Origin of the sequence: Streptosporangium sp. H16, assembly GCF_051918855.1 — a bacterium.
Taxonomy (GTDB): Bacteria; Actinomycetota; Actinomycetes; order Streptosporangiales; family Streptosporangiaceae; genus Streptosporangium.
The window spans coordinates 215090-232492 of record NZ_JBPXMD010000007.1 but is presented as its reverse complement, the minus strand read 5'-3'; the positions used below and the strand labels follow the sequence as shown (position 1 = coordinate 232492).

The following is a 17403-nucleotide window of genomic DNA, read 5'->3' as shown; positions in this document are numbered from 1 at the left end:
TCGTTACACCTCCTTTGATGTCGATGTGTCGTGGGGGCCAAACCACCCGGCGGATCCGTGCGCGGACACCCCTGCCGGGGCGCTCGTGCCGTCGGGCGGCTCGATGAAGGGGAGGAACACCGGCCGGTCGTGCAGCACGGCGCTCATCGCGAACAGGACTCCGGCCGTACCGGTCGCGAAGTCCATGGAAAGCCTGAGCAGCTGGTTGCCGGGGAAGGCCAGCCCGCCGCCGTGGGGCAGCGCGTGCCAGTCCAGCCCGCGGAGCTGCTCTGCCAGGTCTGTGCGGCCGGTGTGGGGGGCGTTCGGCTCGGGCCCCAGGCCCCAGCCGAGCCCGCCGATCATGCCGCTCCGGCCGGTGAACAGGCCGGACTGCACGAAGTAGCGTCCCCGGGTGACGCGCCGGCAGCCGTCGAGCGCGGCGCGGAAGTCCGCGTCCTCGCGGTGGGCCAGGTAGCGGGCGAGGACCAGGCCGATGCCCACCGACCCCTCGTCCAGGTAGGGCAGCGTGCGCCAGCCCTGATTGACCTGGAGGGTGCCGTCCTCGCCGGTGACGCAGCGCCGCAGGTCCTGCCGGAGCGCCACGGCCGCCCGCTCGAGCAGCGACGCGTCACCGGTGCGCTCGTAGGCGTGCAGGAAGAGGAGGGCGGGCCCGGAGGAGCCGTACATCAGCCCGGCCCGGGGGTTGGCGCCGCCGCTGACCTCCGGCACGTCGTCGGGCCCGCCCAGCCTGTCGGAGCAGATGTCGGTGATCTGCAGGGCCACCTCGGTGAAGGTCCGCTCGCCGGTGGTCCCGCCCAGATGGAGAAGGTTCAGGCCCATGCCGGCCAGGCCGCTGAACAGCCCGAGCTCCAGCGACCCCCACTTCTGGCGTAGGCACAGGTCGGCGGTGTCGATCGCGTCCTGGCGGTGCCCGAGCAGGTCGAGGACGTAGGCCACGCCGTGCAGGCCGTCGTAGAACCCGATCCCCGTCCCCGGGTCGGGGGCCAGCGCCCTGGCGCGCAGCCAGTCCTCGTACTCGGGACGGCGCTCGGCTCCGGTGGCGGCCAGCGCGTAGAGCACGCCCGCCGCGCCGTACGCGAGGTTGACGCCCCCGCCGGGCTGGAACTGGGCGACGTCGCCGGGGAAGAGCCGGTCCTCGCGCTCGGGGGTGGCGCTCGCCAGGATGGCCCTGGTCATCGCCTCCCTGAGCCGGGGCCAGTCGTCGAGCCCCGGCTTCGGGTACGGCGTGGCCGCCACGGGCTCGGGGCCCGCGACGGTCAGGACCGCCTCGTCGAGCACCTCGCGCGGTACGGGGAAGGTCTCGCCGATGAGCCTGGCCAGGTCGGTCACCTTGGCGCGGTCGAGCGGCAGCATGATGGTGAGCTGCGGGGCGAACAGCCCGAGGCAGAGGCAGGCGAGGGCGTACAGGTCGACGTCGACGCCCTGCCGGTCGGCCGGCGCGCCGAACGCCGGGTGGGCGAGTGCCGCGCGGCCGCGGTCCTCGATGAGGGTCGCCACCTCGTAGTCGATCAGTGCCAGGCGGCCGTCCTCGGTCACGAGGATGTTGTTGGGGTGCAGGTCGCCGAAGACCACCCCGCGCCCGTGCAGGGACTCCACCGCCCGGCGTACCTTGGGGAGCGTGTCGAGCACCCAGCCGGTGTACTCGGTGATGGCGTCGTCGTCGCAGGTCGCTCTGGTCAGCGGGTACTTGTGCACGAGCTGCCGCTGGAGCGGGTTGCCGTCGACGAACTCCTCGACCAGGAAGTGGTGCCCGCCCAGGGTGAAGTAGTCGATCAGCGCGGGCACCGCGTCCAGCCCGGCCAGGCGCTCCAGCATGTCGCGCTCGTGCGCCAGCCGCGCCACCGCGTCCCGGCCGGCGGCGTCCAGGCCGGCGTGCGGACGGGCCTCCTTCAGCACGACCCGCTCCCCGGTGCGCAGGTCCTCTCCCAGGTAGACGCCGCCGCCGTTGGAGAACTGCATGACGCTCTCGACCCGGTACGGCAGCCCCTCGGTGGTGACCGCGTTGCGGGCGGCCACGTGGGGTTCGAGGAAGGCGGGCAGCGTCACCCAGGACGGCACGCCGAAGGCGGGCTCCCGCACGTCGGGGACGAGCCGCCCCTCACCGTCCTCGATGGCCAGCACCAGCTCGCCGTTGTCGGCCAGGCAGCGCCGTCCGGCGAAACCGCCGTACCGCACGAAGAGCGGGCCCTGGCCGTAGCGCAGGTCGCTGAGGATGTACGGCCCCTCGACGCCCCGCAGCAGCTCGTCGAGCTCCTTGAGCGTGAGCTCCAGCTGCGCCTCGTCCACCGGGTAGATCGTCACGAGCTTCCCGCTGGCGCCGCGGGGGGCGGCCTTGGAGTTCAGCATGGTCATGACCGGCAGGCTGCGCAGGAACTTGAACGCGATGTCGCGGGGGACGCAGTAGTCCCAGACCGCCTCTATGGCGCGGTCGGCGTCCTCGGCGCGGGCGGAGACGTGGATCTTCCAGCCCTGGGCGGGGGTGCGGCCGGCGAGCGGCGCGTAGTGCATCCAGGTGTCGGTCGCCTGGTGCTGCCAGCCGTCCGGGACGTCCCGGGCAGCGAGCGCGAAATCGGGGTGATCCCCCCGGCGGCCGTCAAGCGTGTCATAAAAAAGCGGGTCCGCCAGGCAATAAAGTTCATACTGGTCATCCATGGCATTCTCCCCTGCTGTCTTCCAGAAGAGAGAATTACGGATAACCCGAGAAACCACTAGTTACAAATTAAACCACTCGTATATGCGAAACTCACAGTGTCAACCGTGAAGGTGTACGCTACCTGCGCTTTCGCGGCGGACGTGAAGGTTATTCGGAAAAATTCCCAGGAACCTCGGCTATCAGGGTGAACCACCCGTCCGCGCCGCCGACCGCCCGCACCGTGCCGCCCAGCTTGCCCACGCGGTGGGTCAGGTTGTCCACGCCGCTGCCGGTGGAGTGCGCCTCCCGCCGGGGAGCCCCGTCGTTGACGACGGTCAGGCGCAGCCGGCCGTCGTGCTCGACCAACTCGATCGCGCACCGCTTCGCCTGGCTGTGCCGCAGCATGTTCGTCACGCCCTCGCGGACCACGGCGCCCAGCGTGGCGCTCACGGCCTCGGGAAGCTCGTCCACGTCCACCCGGACCGAGCAGTAGGCCCCGAAGCCCTCCATCAGGGTCCTGGCCCGCGCGGCCTCGCCGGAGAACGACAGCCGGTGACGGGCCTCCGACACGTTCCGTACGGCGTGCGCGGCCTGTCGCACCGCCCGCAGCACCTCTTCCAGGTCCTCGCGCAGGCGCGCGTCGCCGTTCGCCCTGCGGTGGGCCAGCTCTCCCTTGATGGACGCCAGCCAGAGCCAGTGCCCCACGATGTCGTGCATGTCGCGGGCGAACCCCTCGTACGCTCTGGTGAGCGCCCTCTCCCGCTCGGCGCGAAGCCGCCTGAGCCGCCGGAGGAGCGTGAGCGTCACGCCCAGCGAGACCAGCAGGACGCCCGCCCCGGCCGCTCCGACGAGGTAAGCGGGGTGGGGCATGGAACGCCTCTCGCAGGAGAAATGATATTCCCGATGATAAAATCGAAAAATTATCTGAGCGTCAATTCAGAGGTGTGGTTACTGAGCGTAACCAGGCGAGGGGTGAGTGCCTGATAATTACCCCAACATCATGATATGAATCGCACAATTAGGCGAATCTCGGAGAAGTGGACATGCCGGGGTGCCACGCTCCCGTTCCGGGCGCGCCGCCCGGACGGACGGCCGTCGTGACCGGACGCGGTCGGATCTCCCGAAGCCGCGGCATGGCGACGAACCGTTACGGCGAGTGACCGTTGAATACGGTTCCGCGCCCTTGCCGATCTCGCTCCCTCTCATGCGCCGTCGTGATGAGAGGCCACCGCAGGGGCGGCCCCGGACGGCGGCGACGGAGGCGACGGAGGCGACGGAGAACATGACGGCGGACGCGAAAGGGAACCCGAGGGGCGCGACGGCGGGGCGGACCTAGCCGGAGCGAGGCGGGACGGAGCCGTTCAGAGCAGTGCGAACACCGGGGGGAGCAGCAGGTAGGACCCGGCCACCAGGCACGCGCCCGCCACCACCAGGAACAGGAACACCCAGAACCCGCCGGGCAGGAAGGTCAGCCTGGCGAGCTGGTCGGCGTCGGAGTCGGGCGCCTGGTGGCGACGCCGCTTGCGCTGGAGCTCCACGATCGGCCGTACGCCTCCCAGCAGCAGGAACCACACGGCCAGATAGGCCAGGACCGCGTCCATGTCGGGCGCGGCGTACCAGGTGAAGGCGAAGATGGCGCCCCCGGTGGCCAGCAGGCTCACCACGCCGAACAGGTTGCGGATCAGCAGCAGCATGCAGAACAGCAGCCCGATCACCATCGTGATCAGCACCGCCACGTAGCCGGAGGCGGTCAGCCACGCCCCGCCCAGTCCCAGCAGGGAGGGGGCGACGTATCCGGCGGCGGCGGTCAGGATCATGCCGAACCCCCGGGGCTTTCCCCTGGTAAGGGTCACGCCCGAGGTGTCGGAGTGCAGCCGGATGCCCTCCAGCTTGCGCCGGGTGAGCAGGGCCACCAGCGCGTGCCCGCCCTCGTGGGCGATGGTGATCAGCCCTCGTGACAGCTGCCACGAGGTGGACCACGACACCACGCCCAGCGCGACCAGGGCGGACAGCAGCACGACCCACAGGGGCGGCCCGGAACGGGTCGTGGTCAGGGTCACCCAGAGGTCGGACAACGCTCGTTTCTCCTTTGCGGCGTGAGAGCAAAGCGTCCCACGACTGCCGGTGTGCTGGCGATAAAGTCGGAACCGTGCCGAACATGATTCCGGAACTCGCGGACGCGGGCGTCCCCGCCCGGTGGCGAGGGCTGGGCCTGCCCGGTCTGGCGGACGTGCACGTCCGCTTCCTGTCGGAGCGGATGGAACGCCGAGTCTGGCACCATTTCGAGCACGGCAGCCCCCTGATGGGGAACGGGTGGCCCCGAGCATCCCCCACCCGTACGCCCACCGGCTCCACGCGCTCGACCGCCTCGGCCTCGGCGACGGCCGACTCCGCGCGGTGTGCTGGAACAACGCGGGCAATCTCCCCGACCTTTCCGCGCACTACACTCGGTCGGCAGGATGTTGATGACCGGGAGAAACTCGTGAACGATCGGAACGCCGAGCTCATCAAGACGTTCTACGAAGCCTTCGCGCGCCGCGACGCCGACGCGATGGAGCTCTGCTACCACCCCGACGTCACCTTCGGTGACCCCGTCTTCCAGGACCTCGAAGGACGCGACAGGGTCATGGGCATGTGGCGGATGCTGCTCGGCCGCAGCGCCGACCTCAACGTGACCGTCCGCGACATCACCGCCCGCCCGCACGAGGGCACGGCGCACTGGACCGGCCGTTACACCTTCGGCAAGACGGGCAGGAAGGTCGTCAACGAGGTCGACGCCCTCTTCCGCTTCGAGGACGGCCTGATCGTCCGCCACCACGACGACTTCGACCTCAGGCGCTGGTCCAAGATGGCGATGGGCCGGCCGGCCGGTATCGTCCTCGGCTGGACCCCGATGCTCAGGGCGAAGATCCGCACCACCGCGATGCGGTCGCTGCAGGAGTTCATGAGCGCCCGATGAGGAGAGACGCGTGACCGACCGGCGAATGCGGGGCCTGCGGAGCCTGATGCGCGGGCGTCCCGGCACCGGCCGGGAGTCTCCCGAGCGGTCGATGGACCCCAGGTCCGTCGGCGACGGGCGGCCGGTCCCGCCCCGCTCGCGCGTCATCGACAACGCGATCTACGTCAACGGCCATCGAGCCGCGACCCCCGAGTCGCTGCCCGACGCCTTCGAACGCCTGAAGAACACCCCCGACAGCATGGCCTGGATCGGCTTCTACCGGCCGGAGGACGGTGTCATCCTCAACGTCGCCGAGGAGTTCGACCTGCACGAGCTGGCGGTCGAGGACGCCATCGTCGCCCACCAGCGGCCCAAGGCCGACCGCTACGGCGACACCCTGTTCGTGGTGCTCCGCCCGGCCCGCTACCTCGACGAGGCCGAGGAGGTCGACTTCGGCGAGCTGCACGTCTTCGTCGGCCGTAACTTCGTGATCACCGTGCGGCACAGCGAGGCGCCCGACCTGTCGCAGGTCCGCCGCCGCATGCAGCACGACCCCGAGCTGCTCGGCCAGGGCCCGCAGGCGGTGCTCTACGCCATCCTCGACGCGGTCGTGGACGGCTACGCCCCCGTGGTCGCCGGCCTGCAGAACGACATCGACGAGATCGAGGTCCAGGTCTTCGGCAACGAGCCCGGCGTCTCCCGCCGCATCTACGAGCTGTCGCGCGAGGTGATCGAGTTCCAGCGGGCCACCCAGCCGCTCCTCGGCATGATCGAGGGTTTCATCGCGGGGGCCGCCAAGTACGGGGTGGACCAGGAGCTGCAGAGATACCTGCGGGACGTGGCCGACCACGCGATCACCGTCGCCGAGCGGGTCAGCGGCTTCCGCCAGATGCTCCACGACATCCTCGTGGTCAACTCGACCATGGTCGCCCAGGCCCAGAACGAGCACATGACCAACCTCACCGAGGCGAGCAACGCCCAGAACGAGGAGGTCAAGCGGATCTCCGCCTGGGCCGCGATCCTGTTCGCCCCCACTCTCGTCGGCACCATCTACGGCATGAACTTCGACGTGATGCCCGAGATCCACTGGAAGTGGGGCTATCCCTTCGCGGTCCTGCTCATGGCGGGCGTCTGCCTCACGCTCTATCTGGTGTTCAAACGCCGCGACTGGCTCTGACCCCGCCACGGGCCCCGGACCACCGGCCCGGGGCTCACGGCGAAGGATGCTCCCATGGTTCGTCAAGCGGCAGAAGCCAGATCTTCTTGTGCTGGCCGAGGCCGGCAGATCCCGTTGAAGACACCGCGGTCAGTCAGATGACGAGCCAGACCTCACCGGGAGGCGTTCACCTCCATCCTCGCTATCAGCTGAGCTTGGCCAGGATCAGGTCCAGTTTGCCCTCCATGGAGTCCATCCGGCCTTCCACGGAGCCCATGCGGCCTTCGAAGGACTCCATGCGGCCTTCGAAGGACTTCATCCGGCCTTCGAAGGACTCCATCCGGGTGTCCATCTTCGCCTCAAGGCCGTCGACCTTGGCGTCAAGGTTGTCGACCTTGGTGTCAAGGCCGTCCACCTTGGTCTCCAGGCCATCTACCTTGGTGTCGAGGCCGTCCACCTTGGCGGAGAGGGCGAAGAGATCCTCCTTGGTGGCCATCCGGTTCATGATCTCTTCGAACATCGGCGCGGTGTAGGTCATGACCTCCTCGCGGATGATCTTGGGAAGATCGTGCAGTGTCTCCTTGATGTCCGCCAGGTCCCTGCCGGTCCTGAAGGCCCAGGCCTCCAGGTCCGCCACGCGCTGAACGGTGCTCTTGGTCGCCACGTCGGGCATGGTACCTCCTGCTCGGGGGAATGGAGGGTCGGCCTGCCGGCGGGCCGGGGCCACGACCCGTGACGGTATGTGAGCAATTGAACACGTTCCGGTGGGGCGGTGAGGCCGATTCCGGGATTCCGGACCGAGGGGCGGGTCAGCCGAGCAGCTTGCGGGCGGCCGCCTCGATCTCGGCCTCCGACAGCAGCACGTGCCGGGCCGCCTCACCCAGCGGGATGAAGCTGTCCGAGGAGGTCACCCGGGCGATCCTGCCGGTGAAGCCCGCGTCGAGCAGCTCGGCGACGATGCTCTCCGAGACGCCCCCGGTGCGGCGGGTCTCGTCGGCGATCAGCACCTTGCCGGTCAGCTCGGCGGCCCGCATCAGATCCTCCACCGGAAGGGGGGAGAGCCAGCGCAGGTCCAGGACCCGGCAGCCGTGCCCCTCGGCGGTGAGCCTCACCGCGGCGCGCAGGCTCATCCGCAGGCCGTTGCCGAAGGTCACGATGGTCAGGTCGCGGCCGTCGCCGTAGCTGCGGGCCCGCCCGATCGGGATGTGCGTCTCCGCCCACCGGGCCGGGGGAGCGTACGGGGCGAGCCAGCCGCTGTCGCCCTCCTCGAACATGTCGCGGGTGTTGTACAGGGCGATGGGCTCGAGGAAGACGCAGACACTGCCGTCGACGCGGGCGGCGGCCAGGCAGGTGCGCAGCATCGAGGCGGCGTCGTCGGGCCGGGCGGGGGAGGCCACGACCAGGCCCGGGATGTCGCGCAGCGCGGCGACGGAGTTGTCGTTGTGGAAGTGGCCGCCGAAGCCCTTCTGGTAGGCGTAGGAGGCGACGCGCACCACCATCGGGTTACGGAAGGCCCCCTGGGAGAAGAACTGCAGCGTCGCGGCCTCGCCCCGTATCTGGTCCAGGGCGTTGTGCAGGTACGCCAGATACTGGATCTCGGGCACCGGCAGCAGGCCGGAGACCCCGGAGCCGAGCGCGAGGCCGAGCACGGCCTGCTCGTCCAGGTGGGTGTCGAACACCCGGCCCGGGCCGAAGCGCTTCTGCAGGCCGCGCGTGACGCCGTAGACGCCGCCCTTGCGTGCCACGTCCTCACCGAAGACCAGCACGTCGGGGTGGGCGGCCAGGGAGTCGGCGAGGGTGCGGTTGACGGACTGGGAGAAGGTGAGCGGGCCCTCCTGCTCCGGGAGCCTGCCGGCGAAGGCCCTCGCCCTGGCCTCCGGGGCCGCCACCCCGGTGCCGGCCGCGGCGACGGCCGCGGGAGTGCGCGGGGCCAGCGGCTCCACGATGTCGAAGGCGGAGACGAGCCGGGGCCGCCGGGAGCTCTCCATCGCCATCTTGAACAGGTGCTCGCGCGTCGTCTCGTACCGGAGCAGCAGCTCGTCGGGGGTGATCAGGCCGGCCTCGACGAGCAGCCTGGCGGTCGCCACGAGCGGGTCGCGCTCCAGGTCGGCGTCGATCTCCCGCTTGGTCCGGTAGGACAGCTCCACGTCCGAGCCCGCGTGGCCCATCAGCCGGACGGTGCCGACGCGCAGCAGGGCGGGGGCGCGGTGCGCGCGGACATGGTCGGCGGCGGCCAGCGCCACGTCGTGGACGTCGGCGAGATCGCAGCCGTCGGCCTCGAAATACCTCATCAGCGGGTGGTGGGCGGCCCTGATCCAGCCGTCGGGGGTGCGCACGCTGATGCCCAGTCCGTTGTCCTCGCAGACGAACAGGATCGGCAGCGCCAGCTTCTGGTACGAGCCGTAGGCGGCCGTGTTGAGGCCCGACAGGGCGCTGGCGTGGTTCATCGAGGCGTCACCGAAACTGCACGTCGCGATCGCGTCGGCGGGCCACGGCCCCGGCAGGCCGAGCTGGCGGGCGCGCTCGATGGCGAAGGCCACGCCCACCGCGCGGGGCAGGTGGCTGGAGATCGTGGAGGTCTGCGGGATCACCGCCAGGTCGGGGTGGCCGAAGACCTTGTGCCGCCCGCCCGCCATCGGCTCCTCGACCGAGGCGGTCAGGCCGAGCAGCACGTCGCGCAGCCCCTCCTCGGGCAGCCGGCCCGCCATCGCCGACCGGGTCAGGTAGAAGGCGCCCGACCGGTAGTGCAGGAGGGCGGGGTCGGTGGCGCGCAGCGCGGCGGCGACCGCGGCGTTGCCCTCGTGGCCGGCCGAGCCGATGGTGTAGAAGCCCTGGCCCTGCTCGCGCAGCCAGCGGGCGGTGACGTCCAGCAGCCTGCTGCCGAGCTGGAACTCGAACAGCTCGCGGCAGCGGGCGCCCGTCAGGGTCGTGCCCTCCCGCACGGGCAGGCCGGGATCGCGCGGCGCCCCGGGGGAAAGGGCGGTCACGGCCTCGGTGAAATGGGTCTCAACAGTGTCGCGCGCCACAGCCCGATTATGTCCCCCATGGATGGATGCCGTCCTCAACCTTGACATCTTTGATGCGTACGGACTCGCGGGCCGATCGCATTTAACCATTATTCATGACAGCTCGTCAGGGCTGTTTTCACCGATCCGCCCGATGAATGAACCGGAACCCTCATGCCGGGTCTGACCAGCACAAGGGGCGGAAGCCCCGAACGGTGGGAGCACATTCGTTTCCGGGTCCTGTGTTGCCATCCCCGGGCATCTCGCGCCCCTGTTGCCACAAGCCGTTCCTCCTGCGGACTTCCCCAGGGGGGTGTCTTTGCCATCCGCGGACACAGCGGCTGCCAGCATCTTCGGAGTTCACGTCCATCACACCGGCCACATCGGTCACATCAGTGGAGGCGCACATGCTTGGAAAACTGATTCTCACCGGGGCGGTGGGGGCGGCCGTCATGCTGCCGGCCGCCGCCCACGCCGCCGTGCCGTTTTTGGATACGGCGTCGCCCGTCCCGGCGCTTTCCGGCGACACGCCGGTACCCGGGATACCGGACCCCGCCGCACCGGCCGCCTGGAGCGCACCGGCGCCCGGAAGCGCACCGGTGCCGGGGGCCGCATCGATGTCCGCGCTGTCACCCTCGGCCGAGACACCGCCCCCGCCCGCCCCGGTGTCGGGGACCGCCCCGGCGCCCACGGCCGGGGTACCCGGGACCCCGCCGCCGCCGGACGACCAGTTGCCGCCCGGCGCAGTCCCGCCCGGCACCACCCCGCCGGTCGACACCACCCCGCCCGACAACACCCCGCCCGGTGCCGTCCCGCCCGGTGCCGTTCCGCCGGTCGACGCCGTCCCGCCCGGTGCCGTCCCGCCGGTCGACGGCACCCCGCCGTCGGGCGTCGTGCCGCCCGTGGCCGTCCCGCCGGTCCCGGTCGCACCGGCTCCGGTGATATTCGCCGCGCCGGGCACCCCGCTCGCGGTCACGTCGGCCGTCGCCGCCTGGGCGAGCGTGCTCTGCACGCCGGCCGCCGTCGTGGCGGTGGGATCCTGCCTGTGACCGGTTCGTGCCGGTGATCCGAGATCCAGGCCCGTGACCGCCCTGTTCCGGTGACATGCCGGTGACAGATCGGCGGCCGTGCCGGTGACCGGCCGCGGTACCGCTCCCGCGGGCCCGGGCGGCACGTGTTCCGGCCCTGACCGGTTATGAGCGCCCTCCCGCTTACGACGCCCTCCCGCCGCCCCTCGGGCGGGAGAAGGCGTCTTTGCCGATACAGGCCGCAAAACGCGAAGAGTCTTGGAAAAGCACACCCTTCCCGGCAGGCGGATCGGAGAAGGATGGAAAGGAGTGACGGGGGAGAGGAGCCGTGATGCCGGTACAGGACGACGGGCGGCCGGTGGTCGCCGGATTCGACGGCTCGGCGGAGAGCCGGCTGGCCCTGCGGTGGGCCGTCGAGGAGGCCCGCCTGAGATTTCTCCCGCTGCTCGTCTGCCACGCCTGGCAGTGGCCCTACCCCAGGCTCTCCCTCGCCCCCGAGACCACCGAGGTCGTACGCCGCATGGGCAGGCGCGTCCTCGACAGCGGGCTGACGATGGTGCGCGAGCTGGCGCCCAGGGTGAGGGTGCGCGGGCAGCTGGTGGAGGGGACACCGGCCGCGGCACTGGTGGGCCTGTCGGGCGCCGCCGAACTGATCGCGATCGGCCCGCGTGGCGCCGGCGGTCCCGACGAGCTGAGGATCGGCTCGACCGTCGAGGTCGCCGCGCACGCCCACTGCCCGGTGGCCGTCGTCAGGCGGTCCGGCCACCCGCGCTCCGGCCGCGTGGCGATCGCGGTGGAGGACTCCGGCCTCGACTCGCCGGAGCTGGGCATCGCCTTCGAGGAGGCGAGGCTGCGCAGGGCGGCGCTACTGATCATCTGCCTCTGCCCCGAGAACGCCCACGACACCAGGCAGGCGGCCGTCCGCTTCAACACCGACGTCGCGGTGTGGGAGGAGAAGTACCCCACGGTCGAGGTGGAGAGCCTGATCGAGACCCGCTCCCACGTCGAGGTGCTCCGCCACGCGGCCGACCGTTCGGACCTGCTGGTGGTCGCCGACCGGGAGCGGGACGACCCGCTGGATCCCGCCATCGGCCCGGTCTGCCAGGTGATGCTGCGCGAGGCGCCGTGCACGGTCGTGGTGACCCCCTCGCAGGCGTGGCACCCGTCCCCGCGATGGGAACGCCTCGTCAGGAGTTAGCGCTTCCTAACTCTGGGCGGCGGCCAGCGCCGCACGGGCCATGCCGCGCAGCAGCTCGGCCATCGCCGCGGGCGGCAGCTCGCCCGCGCTGTGCGGGGTGGAGTTGAGCAGCCCGAAGACGGCGTGGGTCGCGGCGCGCAGCCCGGCCTGCGAGCGTCCCGGGTAGAGCTCGCTCAGGACGGTGACCCACTCCTCGACGTACAGCCGCTGGAGCCGGCGGATCCGCCGCCGGGCGGGCTCGGGGACGTTGCCCAGCTCCCTGTCGTGCACGGTGATCAGCGCCGGATGGCTGAGCGCGAACTCGATCTGGCAGCCGAGCAGGGCGTCCAGCGCCTGCTCCGCGTCGGGGGCCTCGGTCACGCGGCGCGCGCCCGAGGTGTGCAGGCGCTCGCTGACGTCCAGCAGCATCTCCGCGAGCAGGGCCTCCTTGCCGCTGAAGTGCCGGTAGAGGGCCGGGCCCGAGGTGCCGACCGCGCTGCCGATGTCCTCGATCGAGACGCCGTGGAAGCCGCGCGCGGCGAACAGCTCCGCCGCGGCGTCCAGGATCTCCGCGCGTCGTGAGCCGCGGTTGCGGGTGGAAGGCTGAGCAGTCGTCACCCCTCGTATGGTAGACGGTAACGTTAATAATGACTAACATCTGCGATGGAGTTGATGACCGGTGACCCAGCGTCGGCGAAGCCGGGCAGATCAGACAGGCCGGGCAGGCCGGACGGGGAGGCTCGGATGAGTGGCTGGCCGGTGCTGCGAAGCGCCTGCGACCCGGGCGGCGAGGGGTTCAAGAGCAACGCCGAGGTCAACGAGCGCCTCGTCGCCGACCTTCGGGAACGCGTCGCCGCGGCGGGCCTGGGCGGCCCGGAGAGGTCGCGCGCCCGGCACGTCTCCCGGGGCAAGCTGCTGCCCCGCGACCGCGTCGACTCCCTGCTCGACCCGGGCTCGCGCTTTCTGGAGCTCTCCCAGCTGGCCGCAGGAGGGATGTACGGCGACGCGGCCCCCGCCGCCGGGATCATCACCGGGGTGGGCCGCGTCTCCGGGCGCGAGTGCGTCGTCGTCGCCAACGACGCCACCGTCAAGGGCGGCACCTACTACCCGATCACCGTCAAGAAGCACCTGCGCGCCCAGGAGGTCGCCCTCCACAACAACCTGCCGTGCGTCTACCTCGTCGACTCGGGGGGCGCGTTCCTGCCCAGGCAGGACGAGGTCTTCCCTGACCGCGAGCACTTCGGCCGGATCTTCTACAACCAGGCCACCATGTCGGCGCGCGGCATCCCGCAGATCGCCGCGGTCCTCGGCTCCTGCACGGCGGGCGGCGCGTACGTCCCGGCGATGAGCGACGAGGCGGTGATCGTCCGCAACCAGGGCACGATCTTCCTCGGTGGCCCGCCGCTGGTGAAGGCCGCCACCGGCGAGGAGGTCAGCGCCGAGGAACTGGGCGGCGGCGACCTGCACGCCCGCGTCAGCGGCGTCACCGACCACCTCGCCGACGACGACCGCCACGCGCTGCGGATCGTCCGCGACATCGTCTCCACCCTCGCGCCGCGCACGCCCTCCCCCTGGGAGCGCGCGCCCTCCGAGGAGCCCGCGCACGACCCCCGCGACCTGTACGGCATCGTCCCCGCCGACACCCGCACGCCGTACGACGTTCGTGAGATCATCGCCCGGATCGTCGACGGCAGCAGGTTCGGCGAGTTCAAGGCCGAGTACGGCGCCACGCTCGTCACCGGGTTCGCCCGCATCCACGGCCACCCCGTCGGGATCATCGCCAACAACGGGATCCTGTTCGGCGAGTCGGCGCTCAAGGGCGCCCACTTCATCGAGCTGTGCGACCGGCGCAACATCCCGCTGGTGTTCCTGCAGAACATCAGCGGGTTCATGGTCGGCAGGGCGTACGAGGCGGGCGGCATCGCCAAGCACGGCGCGAAGATGGTCACCGCCGTCGCCTGCGCCCGGGTGCCCAAGTTCACCGTGGTCGTCGGCGGCTCGTTCGGGGCAGGCAACTACGCGATGGCCGGGCGCGCCTACTCGCCCCGGTTCCTGTGGATGTGGCCGAACGCGCGCATCTCGGTGATGGGCGGCGAGCAGGCCGCCAACGTCCTGTCCACGGTGGGCGACGCCGACCCCGACGCCATCCGCGCGCAGTACGAGGAGCAGGGCAACCCCTACTACTCCACCGCCCGCCTCTGGGACGACGGGGTCATCGACCCCCTCGACACCCGTACCGTCCTGGGCCTGGCCCTGTCCGCCTCGGCCAACGCCCCCCTCGAACCCGTCGGCTACGGCGTCTTCCGGATGTGACCCCACCCATGACCCTCTCACCGCCATCCCGTCGGATGTTCGACACCGTCCTCGTCGCCAACCGCGGCGAGATCGCCCTGCGGATCACCCGCACCCTCAGGAGGCTGGGCATCCGCTCCGTCGCCGTCCACAGTGACGCCGACGCCGGGGCGCGGCACGTCCGCGAGGCCGACGTCGCGGTGCGGCTTCCCGGCGGTTACCTCGACATCGACGGCATCCTCGCCGCCGCGGCGGCGACCGGCGCCCAGGCGGTGCACCCCGGATACGGCTTCCTCGCCGAGAACGCGGCCTTCGCCCGGAGCTGCGCGGAGGCCGGGCTCGTCTTCGTCGGCCCGCCGCCGGAGGCCGTGGAGGCGATGGGCGACAAGATCCGGGCCAAGGCCACCGTCTCCGCGGTCGGCGTCCCTGTCGTCCCCGGCGGCGCGGAGCCCGGCGACGACCTGGCCGAGGCGGCCGCACGGGTCGGCTTCCCCGCGCTGATCAAGCCCTCTGCGGGCGGCGGGGGCAAGGGCATGGTGCTCGTGCGCTCCGCGGCGGAGCTGCCGGAGGCGATCGCCTCCGCCCGGCGCACGGCCGCCGCCGCGTTCGGCGACGCGACCCTGCTGATCGAGCGGTTCGTGGAGAACCCCCGGCACATCGAGATCCAGGTGATGGCCGACGCGTACGGCGGCGTCATCCACCTGGGCGAGCGCGAGTGCAGCCTCCAGCGGCGGCACCAGAAGATCGTCGAGGAGGCGCCGTCCCCGCTCCTCGACGCCGCGACCAGGGCCGCCATGGGCGCGGCGGCGGTCGAGGCCGCCAGGTCCGTCGGCTACACCGGCGCCGGAACGGTCGAGTTCATCGTCCAGGGCGCGACCGGCGACTACTACTTCATGGAGATGAACACCCGCCTGCAGGTCGAGCACCCCGTCACCGAGCTGGTCACCGGCCTGGACCTGGTCGAGCTCCAGCTCAGGGTCGCCGCCGGCGAGCCCCTCCCGCTCACCCAGGACGAGGTGCGCCTCGACGGCCACGCCGTCGAGGCCCGCGTCTACGCCGAGGACCCCTCCCGGGGCTTCCTGCCGACCGGCGGCCGGGTTCTCGCGCTGCGCGAGCCGCCGGGGGTGCGGGTCGACTCCGGTCTGATGGCCGGCGGCCTGGTCGGCAGCGACTACGACCCGATGCTGTCGAAGGTCATCGCCTGGGGGCCCGACAGGGCGGCCGCCCTGCGGCGGCTCGACGGCGCGCTCGCGGCCACGGCCGTGCTCGGCGTGCCCACCAACATCGCCTTCCTGCGGGCCCTGATCGGCCACCCCGCCGTGATCGCCGGAGACCTCGACACCGGCCTCGTGGAACGCCACCTCGGCGAGCTGGTCCCCCGAGACGGCGTTCCCTCCGTCCCCGACGACGTCCTGGCCGCCGCCGCCCTGGTCCTGCACCGCGAGCACGTGCCCGCCGTGTCCACCGGCAGGCCCGCCGACCCGTGGGACGTCCCCGACGGCTGGCGGCTGGGCGAGGCGGCCTGGACCGTCTACCGGCTGGAGACCCGCGACGGCGTCTCCGAGCTCAGGGTCCGCGGCCTGCCCGCCTCGGGAGCCGAGATCCGCCTGCCCGGAGAGGAGCCCGTACGGGCGCGGCTGGCCGACGAGGGCATCGAGGGCGGAGACGTGCTCGTCACCCTCGGCGGGACCGCGAGGCGCTACGCCGTCGCCAGGGACGGCGACGGCGGCGACACGATCTGGCTCGGCCGCGACGGCGACGCCTGGGCTCTCACCCGCCGCCACCTGGGCGACCCCGGCGACCGGACCGGCGCGGGCGGCCCGGGGGACGGGCAGGTCCGCAGCCCGATGCCGGGCACCGTCCTCGTGGTGAAGGCGGGCCTCCGGGAGCGGGTCGCCGAGGGGCAGCCGCTGCTCATCGTGGAGGCGATGAAGATGGAGCACACCGTGACCGCGCCGATCGGCGGGATCGTCGCCGAGCTGCGGGTCCGGGCCGGCCAGGCGGTCGCCATGGACGCAGTGCTGGCCGTGGTCCGCGAGGAGGAGCCGTGACGGTCTCCGCGCCGGTCGCGGAGGCCGTACGGGAACATCGGGAGATCGCGACGCGGGCGGTCAGATGGGCCGTGAGGCACGGCGACGGAGAGGTCACGACCGGATGGGTCGCCGAGGTCGCGACACCGGCGGCCCGTCCGGCCGTGCGGCGCGAACCGGTGAGGAGGGCATGATGCGCGAGCCACAGCGGGTCCGGGCGGCGGGGCTGCCCGAGCGGGTCACGATCTACGAGGTCGGGCCGCGCGACGGGCTGCAGAACGAGGCCGCGGTGGTTCCCGTCGAGGTCAAGGCCGAGTTCATCGCCCGGCTGGCCGCAGCGGGACACCGCGTGATCGAGGCCACCAGCTTCGTGCACCCCAAGTGGGTGCCCCAGCTCGCCGACGCCGCGGAGCTGCTGGCGGGCATGGAACGGGTTCCCGGCGTGCGCTACCCGGTCCTCGTCCCCAACGAGCGCGGCCTCGACCGCGCCCTCGAACACGGCGTCGAGGAGATCGCGATCTTCGCCAGCGCCACCGAGACCTTCGCCGGCAGGAACCTCAACCGGACGCTGGAGTCACAGTTCGAGATGTTCGAGCCGGTCGTCGCGCGGGCGCTGGCCCACGGCCTGAAGGTCAGGGCGTACGTCTCGATGTGCTTCGGCGACCCGTGGGAGGGCCCGACGCCCGTCGCCCAGGTCGTCTCCGTCGGGCGCAGGCTCCTCGACCTGGGCTGCTTCGAGCTGTCGCTCGGCGACACCATCGGTGTCGGCACCCCCGGCCACGTCGCCGCGCTGATCGAGGCCTTCGGCGGCCCCTCCCGGCTCGCGGTGCACTTCCACGACACCTACGGCCAGGCCCTGGCCAACACCCTCACCGCCCTGCGCGAGGGGGTGACCGTCGTCGACGCCTCCACCGGCGGCATCGGCGGCTGCCCGTACGCCGAGAGCGCCACCGGCAACCTCGCCACCGAGGACCTGGTCTGGATGCTGCACGGCCTCGGCGTCGAGACCGGGCTGGACCTCTCCTCGCTGGTGGAGACCAGCACCTGGCTGGCCGCGAGGCTCGGCCGCCCCAGCCCGTCGCGGGTCGTCCAGGCCCTGGGCGAGAACCCGTCCCGCACCACCGCAGAGAACGCCGAGGAGTGAT

General features: G+C 71.6%; 14 protein-coding genes. 8 read left to right on the top strand and 6 right to left on the bottom strand.

The genetic code is table 11. The features are described 5' to 3' along the window. Positions 1-3: 3 nt before the first annotated feature. From lanKC to ACTOQ2_RS14700, 3 genes are all read right to left on the bottom strand, one after another. On the bottom strand, positions 4-2652 hold the full coding sequence (gene lanKC, locus ACTOQ2_RS14710) for a class III lanthionine synthetase LanKC (protein WP_440100129.1): 2649 nt from the start codon (positions 2650-2652) through the stop codon (positions 4-6). 148 nt (positions 2653-2800) lie between these two features. Continuing rightward, entirely contained in the window at positions 2801-3502 is a 702-nt protein-coding gene (locus ACTOQ2_RS14705) for a sensor histidine kinase (protein WP_440100128.1), read from the bottom strand. Between the two features lie 491 nt (positions 3503-3993). Beyond that, positions 3994-4707: a M50 family metallopeptidase gene (locus tag ACTOQ2_RS14700; RefSeq protein WP_440100127.1), complete on the bottom strand. Its 714-nt coding sequence runs from the start codon at positions 4705-4707 to the stop codon at positions 3994-3996. 407 nt (positions 4708-5114) lie between these two features. Here ACTOQ2_RS14700 and ACTOQ2_RS14695 point away from each other — a divergent pair, with 407 nt between their 5' ends. Then, on the top strand, positions 5115-5591 hold the full coding sequence (locus tag ACTOQ2_RS14695) for a nuclear transport factor 2 family protein (RefSeq protein ID WP_440100126.1): 477 nt from the start codon (positions 5115-5117) through the stop codon (positions 5589-5591). A gap of 10 nt (positions 5592-5601) precedes the next feature. Further along, on the top strand, positions 5602-6747 hold the full coding sequence (locus ACTOQ2_RS14690) for a magnesium and cobalt transport protein CorA (protein WP_440063933.1): 1146 nt from the start codon (positions 5602-5604) through the stop codon (positions 6745-6747). Positions 6748-6931: 184 nt separating this feature from the next. Here the strand turns inward: ACTOQ2_RS14690 and ACTOQ2_RS14685 are convergent, their stop codons facing one another. Further along, complete coding sequence (locus ACTOQ2_RS14685; RefSeq protein WP_440100125.1) at positions 6932-7399, bottom strand: hypothetical protein; 468 nt, start codon at positions 7397-7399, stop codon at positions 6932-6934. Between the two features lie 136 nt (positions 7400-7535). Continuing rightward, the gene (locus tag ACTOQ2_RS14680) at positions 7536-9752 is read right to left on the bottom strand and encodes a thiamine pyrophosphate-dependent enzyme (RefSeq protein ID WP_440100124.1); all 2217 of its coding nucleotides are present in this window, start codon (positions 9750-9752) and stop codon (positions 7536-7538) included. A gap of 386 nt (positions 9753-10138) precedes the next feature. On the opposite strand from ACTOQ2_RS14680, the gene ACTOQ2_RS14675 reads away from it, so the two are divergent. Together ACTOQ2_RS14675 and ACTOQ2_RS14670 are read left to right on the top strand one after the other, a co-directional pair. Next, positions 10139-10780: a hypothetical protein gene (locus ACTOQ2_RS14675; RefSeq protein WP_440100123.1), complete on the top strand. Its 642-nt coding sequence runs from the start codon at positions 10139-10141 to the stop codon at positions 10778-10780. Positions 10781-11090: 310 nt separating this feature from the next. Further along, positions 11091-11957 carry a universal stress protein gene (locus ACTOQ2_RS14670; RefSeq protein ID WP_440100122.1) on the top strand — a complete coding sequence of 289 codons (867 nt, stop codon included), beginning with the start codon at positions 11091-11093 and terminating at the stop codon, positions 11955-11957. Positions 11958-11963: 6 nt separating this feature from the next. Here ACTOQ2_RS14670 and ACTOQ2_RS14665 read toward each other — a convergent pair whose 3' ends face one another. Then, positions 11964-12563 (bottom strand): SACE_7040 family transcriptional regulator, encoded by a 600-nt coding sequence (locus ACTOQ2_RS14665; protein ID WP_440100219.1) that lies wholly within the window; start codon positions 12561-12563, stop codon positions 11964-11966. Between the two features lie 117 nt (positions 12564-12680). On the opposite strand from ACTOQ2_RS14665, the gene ACTOQ2_RS14660 reads away from it, so the two are divergent. The 4 genes from ACTOQ2_RS14660 to ACTOQ2_RS14645 are packed head-to-tail and all read left to right on the top strand — an operon-like array spanning position 12681 to position 17402. Beyond that, the gene (locus tag ACTOQ2_RS14660; RefSeq protein ID WP_440100121.1) at positions 12681-14249 is read left to right on the top strand and encodes a carboxyl transferase domain-containing protein; all 1569 of its coding nucleotides are present in this window, start codon (positions 12681-12683) and stop codon (positions 14247-14249) included. Positions 14250-14284: 35 nt separating this feature from the next. After that, positions 14285-16279 (top strand): acetyl/propionyl/methylcrotonyl-CoA carboxylase subunit alpha, encoded by a 1995-nt coding sequence (locus tag ACTOQ2_RS14655; RefSeq protein ID WP_440100120.1) that lies wholly within the window; start codon positions 14285-14287, stop codon positions 16277-16279. Then, complete coding sequence (locus ACTOQ2_RS14650) at positions 16276-16452, top strand: hypothetical protein (protein ID WP_440100119.1); 177 nt, start codon at positions 16276-16278, stop codon at positions 16450-16452. Before ACTOQ2_RS14655 ends, ACTOQ2_RS14650 begins: the two co-directional genes overlap by 4 nt. Beyond that, complete coding sequence (locus tag ACTOQ2_RS14645) at positions 16449-17402, top strand: hydroxymethylglutaryl-CoA lyase (RefSeq protein ID WP_440100118.1); 954 nt, start codon at positions 16449-16451, stop codon at positions 17400-17402. Before ACTOQ2_RS14650 ends, ACTOQ2_RS14645 begins: the two co-directional genes overlap by 4 nt. Position 17403 lies beyond the last annotated feature (1 nt).

Excerpts from the sequence above, each read along its gene's own strand:
- lanKC (WP_440100129.1), bottom strand. The coding sequence starts at position 2,652 with ATGGATGACCAGTATGAACTTTATTGCCTGGCGGACCCGCTTTTTTAT.
- ACTOQ2_RS14705 (WP_440100128.1), bottom strand. The coding sequence starts at position 3,502 with ATGCCCCACCCCGCTTACCTCGTCGGAGCGGCCGGGGCGGGCGTCCTG.
- ACTOQ2_RS14685 (WP_440100125.1), bottom strand. The coding sequence starts at position 7,399 with ATGCCCGACGTGGCGACCAAGAGCACCGTTCAGCGCGTGGCGGACCTG.
- ACTOQ2_RS14675 (WP_440100123.1), top strand. The coding sequence starts at position 10,139 with ATGCTTGGAAAACTGATTCTCACCGGGGCGGTGGGGGCGGCCGTCATG.
- ACTOQ2_RS14670 (WP_440100122.1), top strand. The coding sequence starts at position 11,091 with ATGCCGGTACAGGACGACGGGCGGCCGGTGGTCGCCGGATTCGACGGC.
- ACTOQ2_RS14660 (WP_440100121.1), top strand. The coding sequence starts at position 12,681 with ATGAGTGGCTGGCCGGTGCTGCGAAGCGCCTGCGACCCGGGCGGCGAG.
- ACTOQ2_RS14655 (WP_440100120.1), top strand. The coding sequence starts at position 14,285 with ATGTTCGACACCGTCCTCGTCGCCAACCGCGGCGAGATCGCCCTGCGG.
- ACTOQ2_RS14645 (WP_440100118.1), top strand. The coding sequence starts at position 16,449 with ATGATGCGCGAGCCACAGCGGGTCCGGGCGGCGGGGCTGCCCGAGCGG.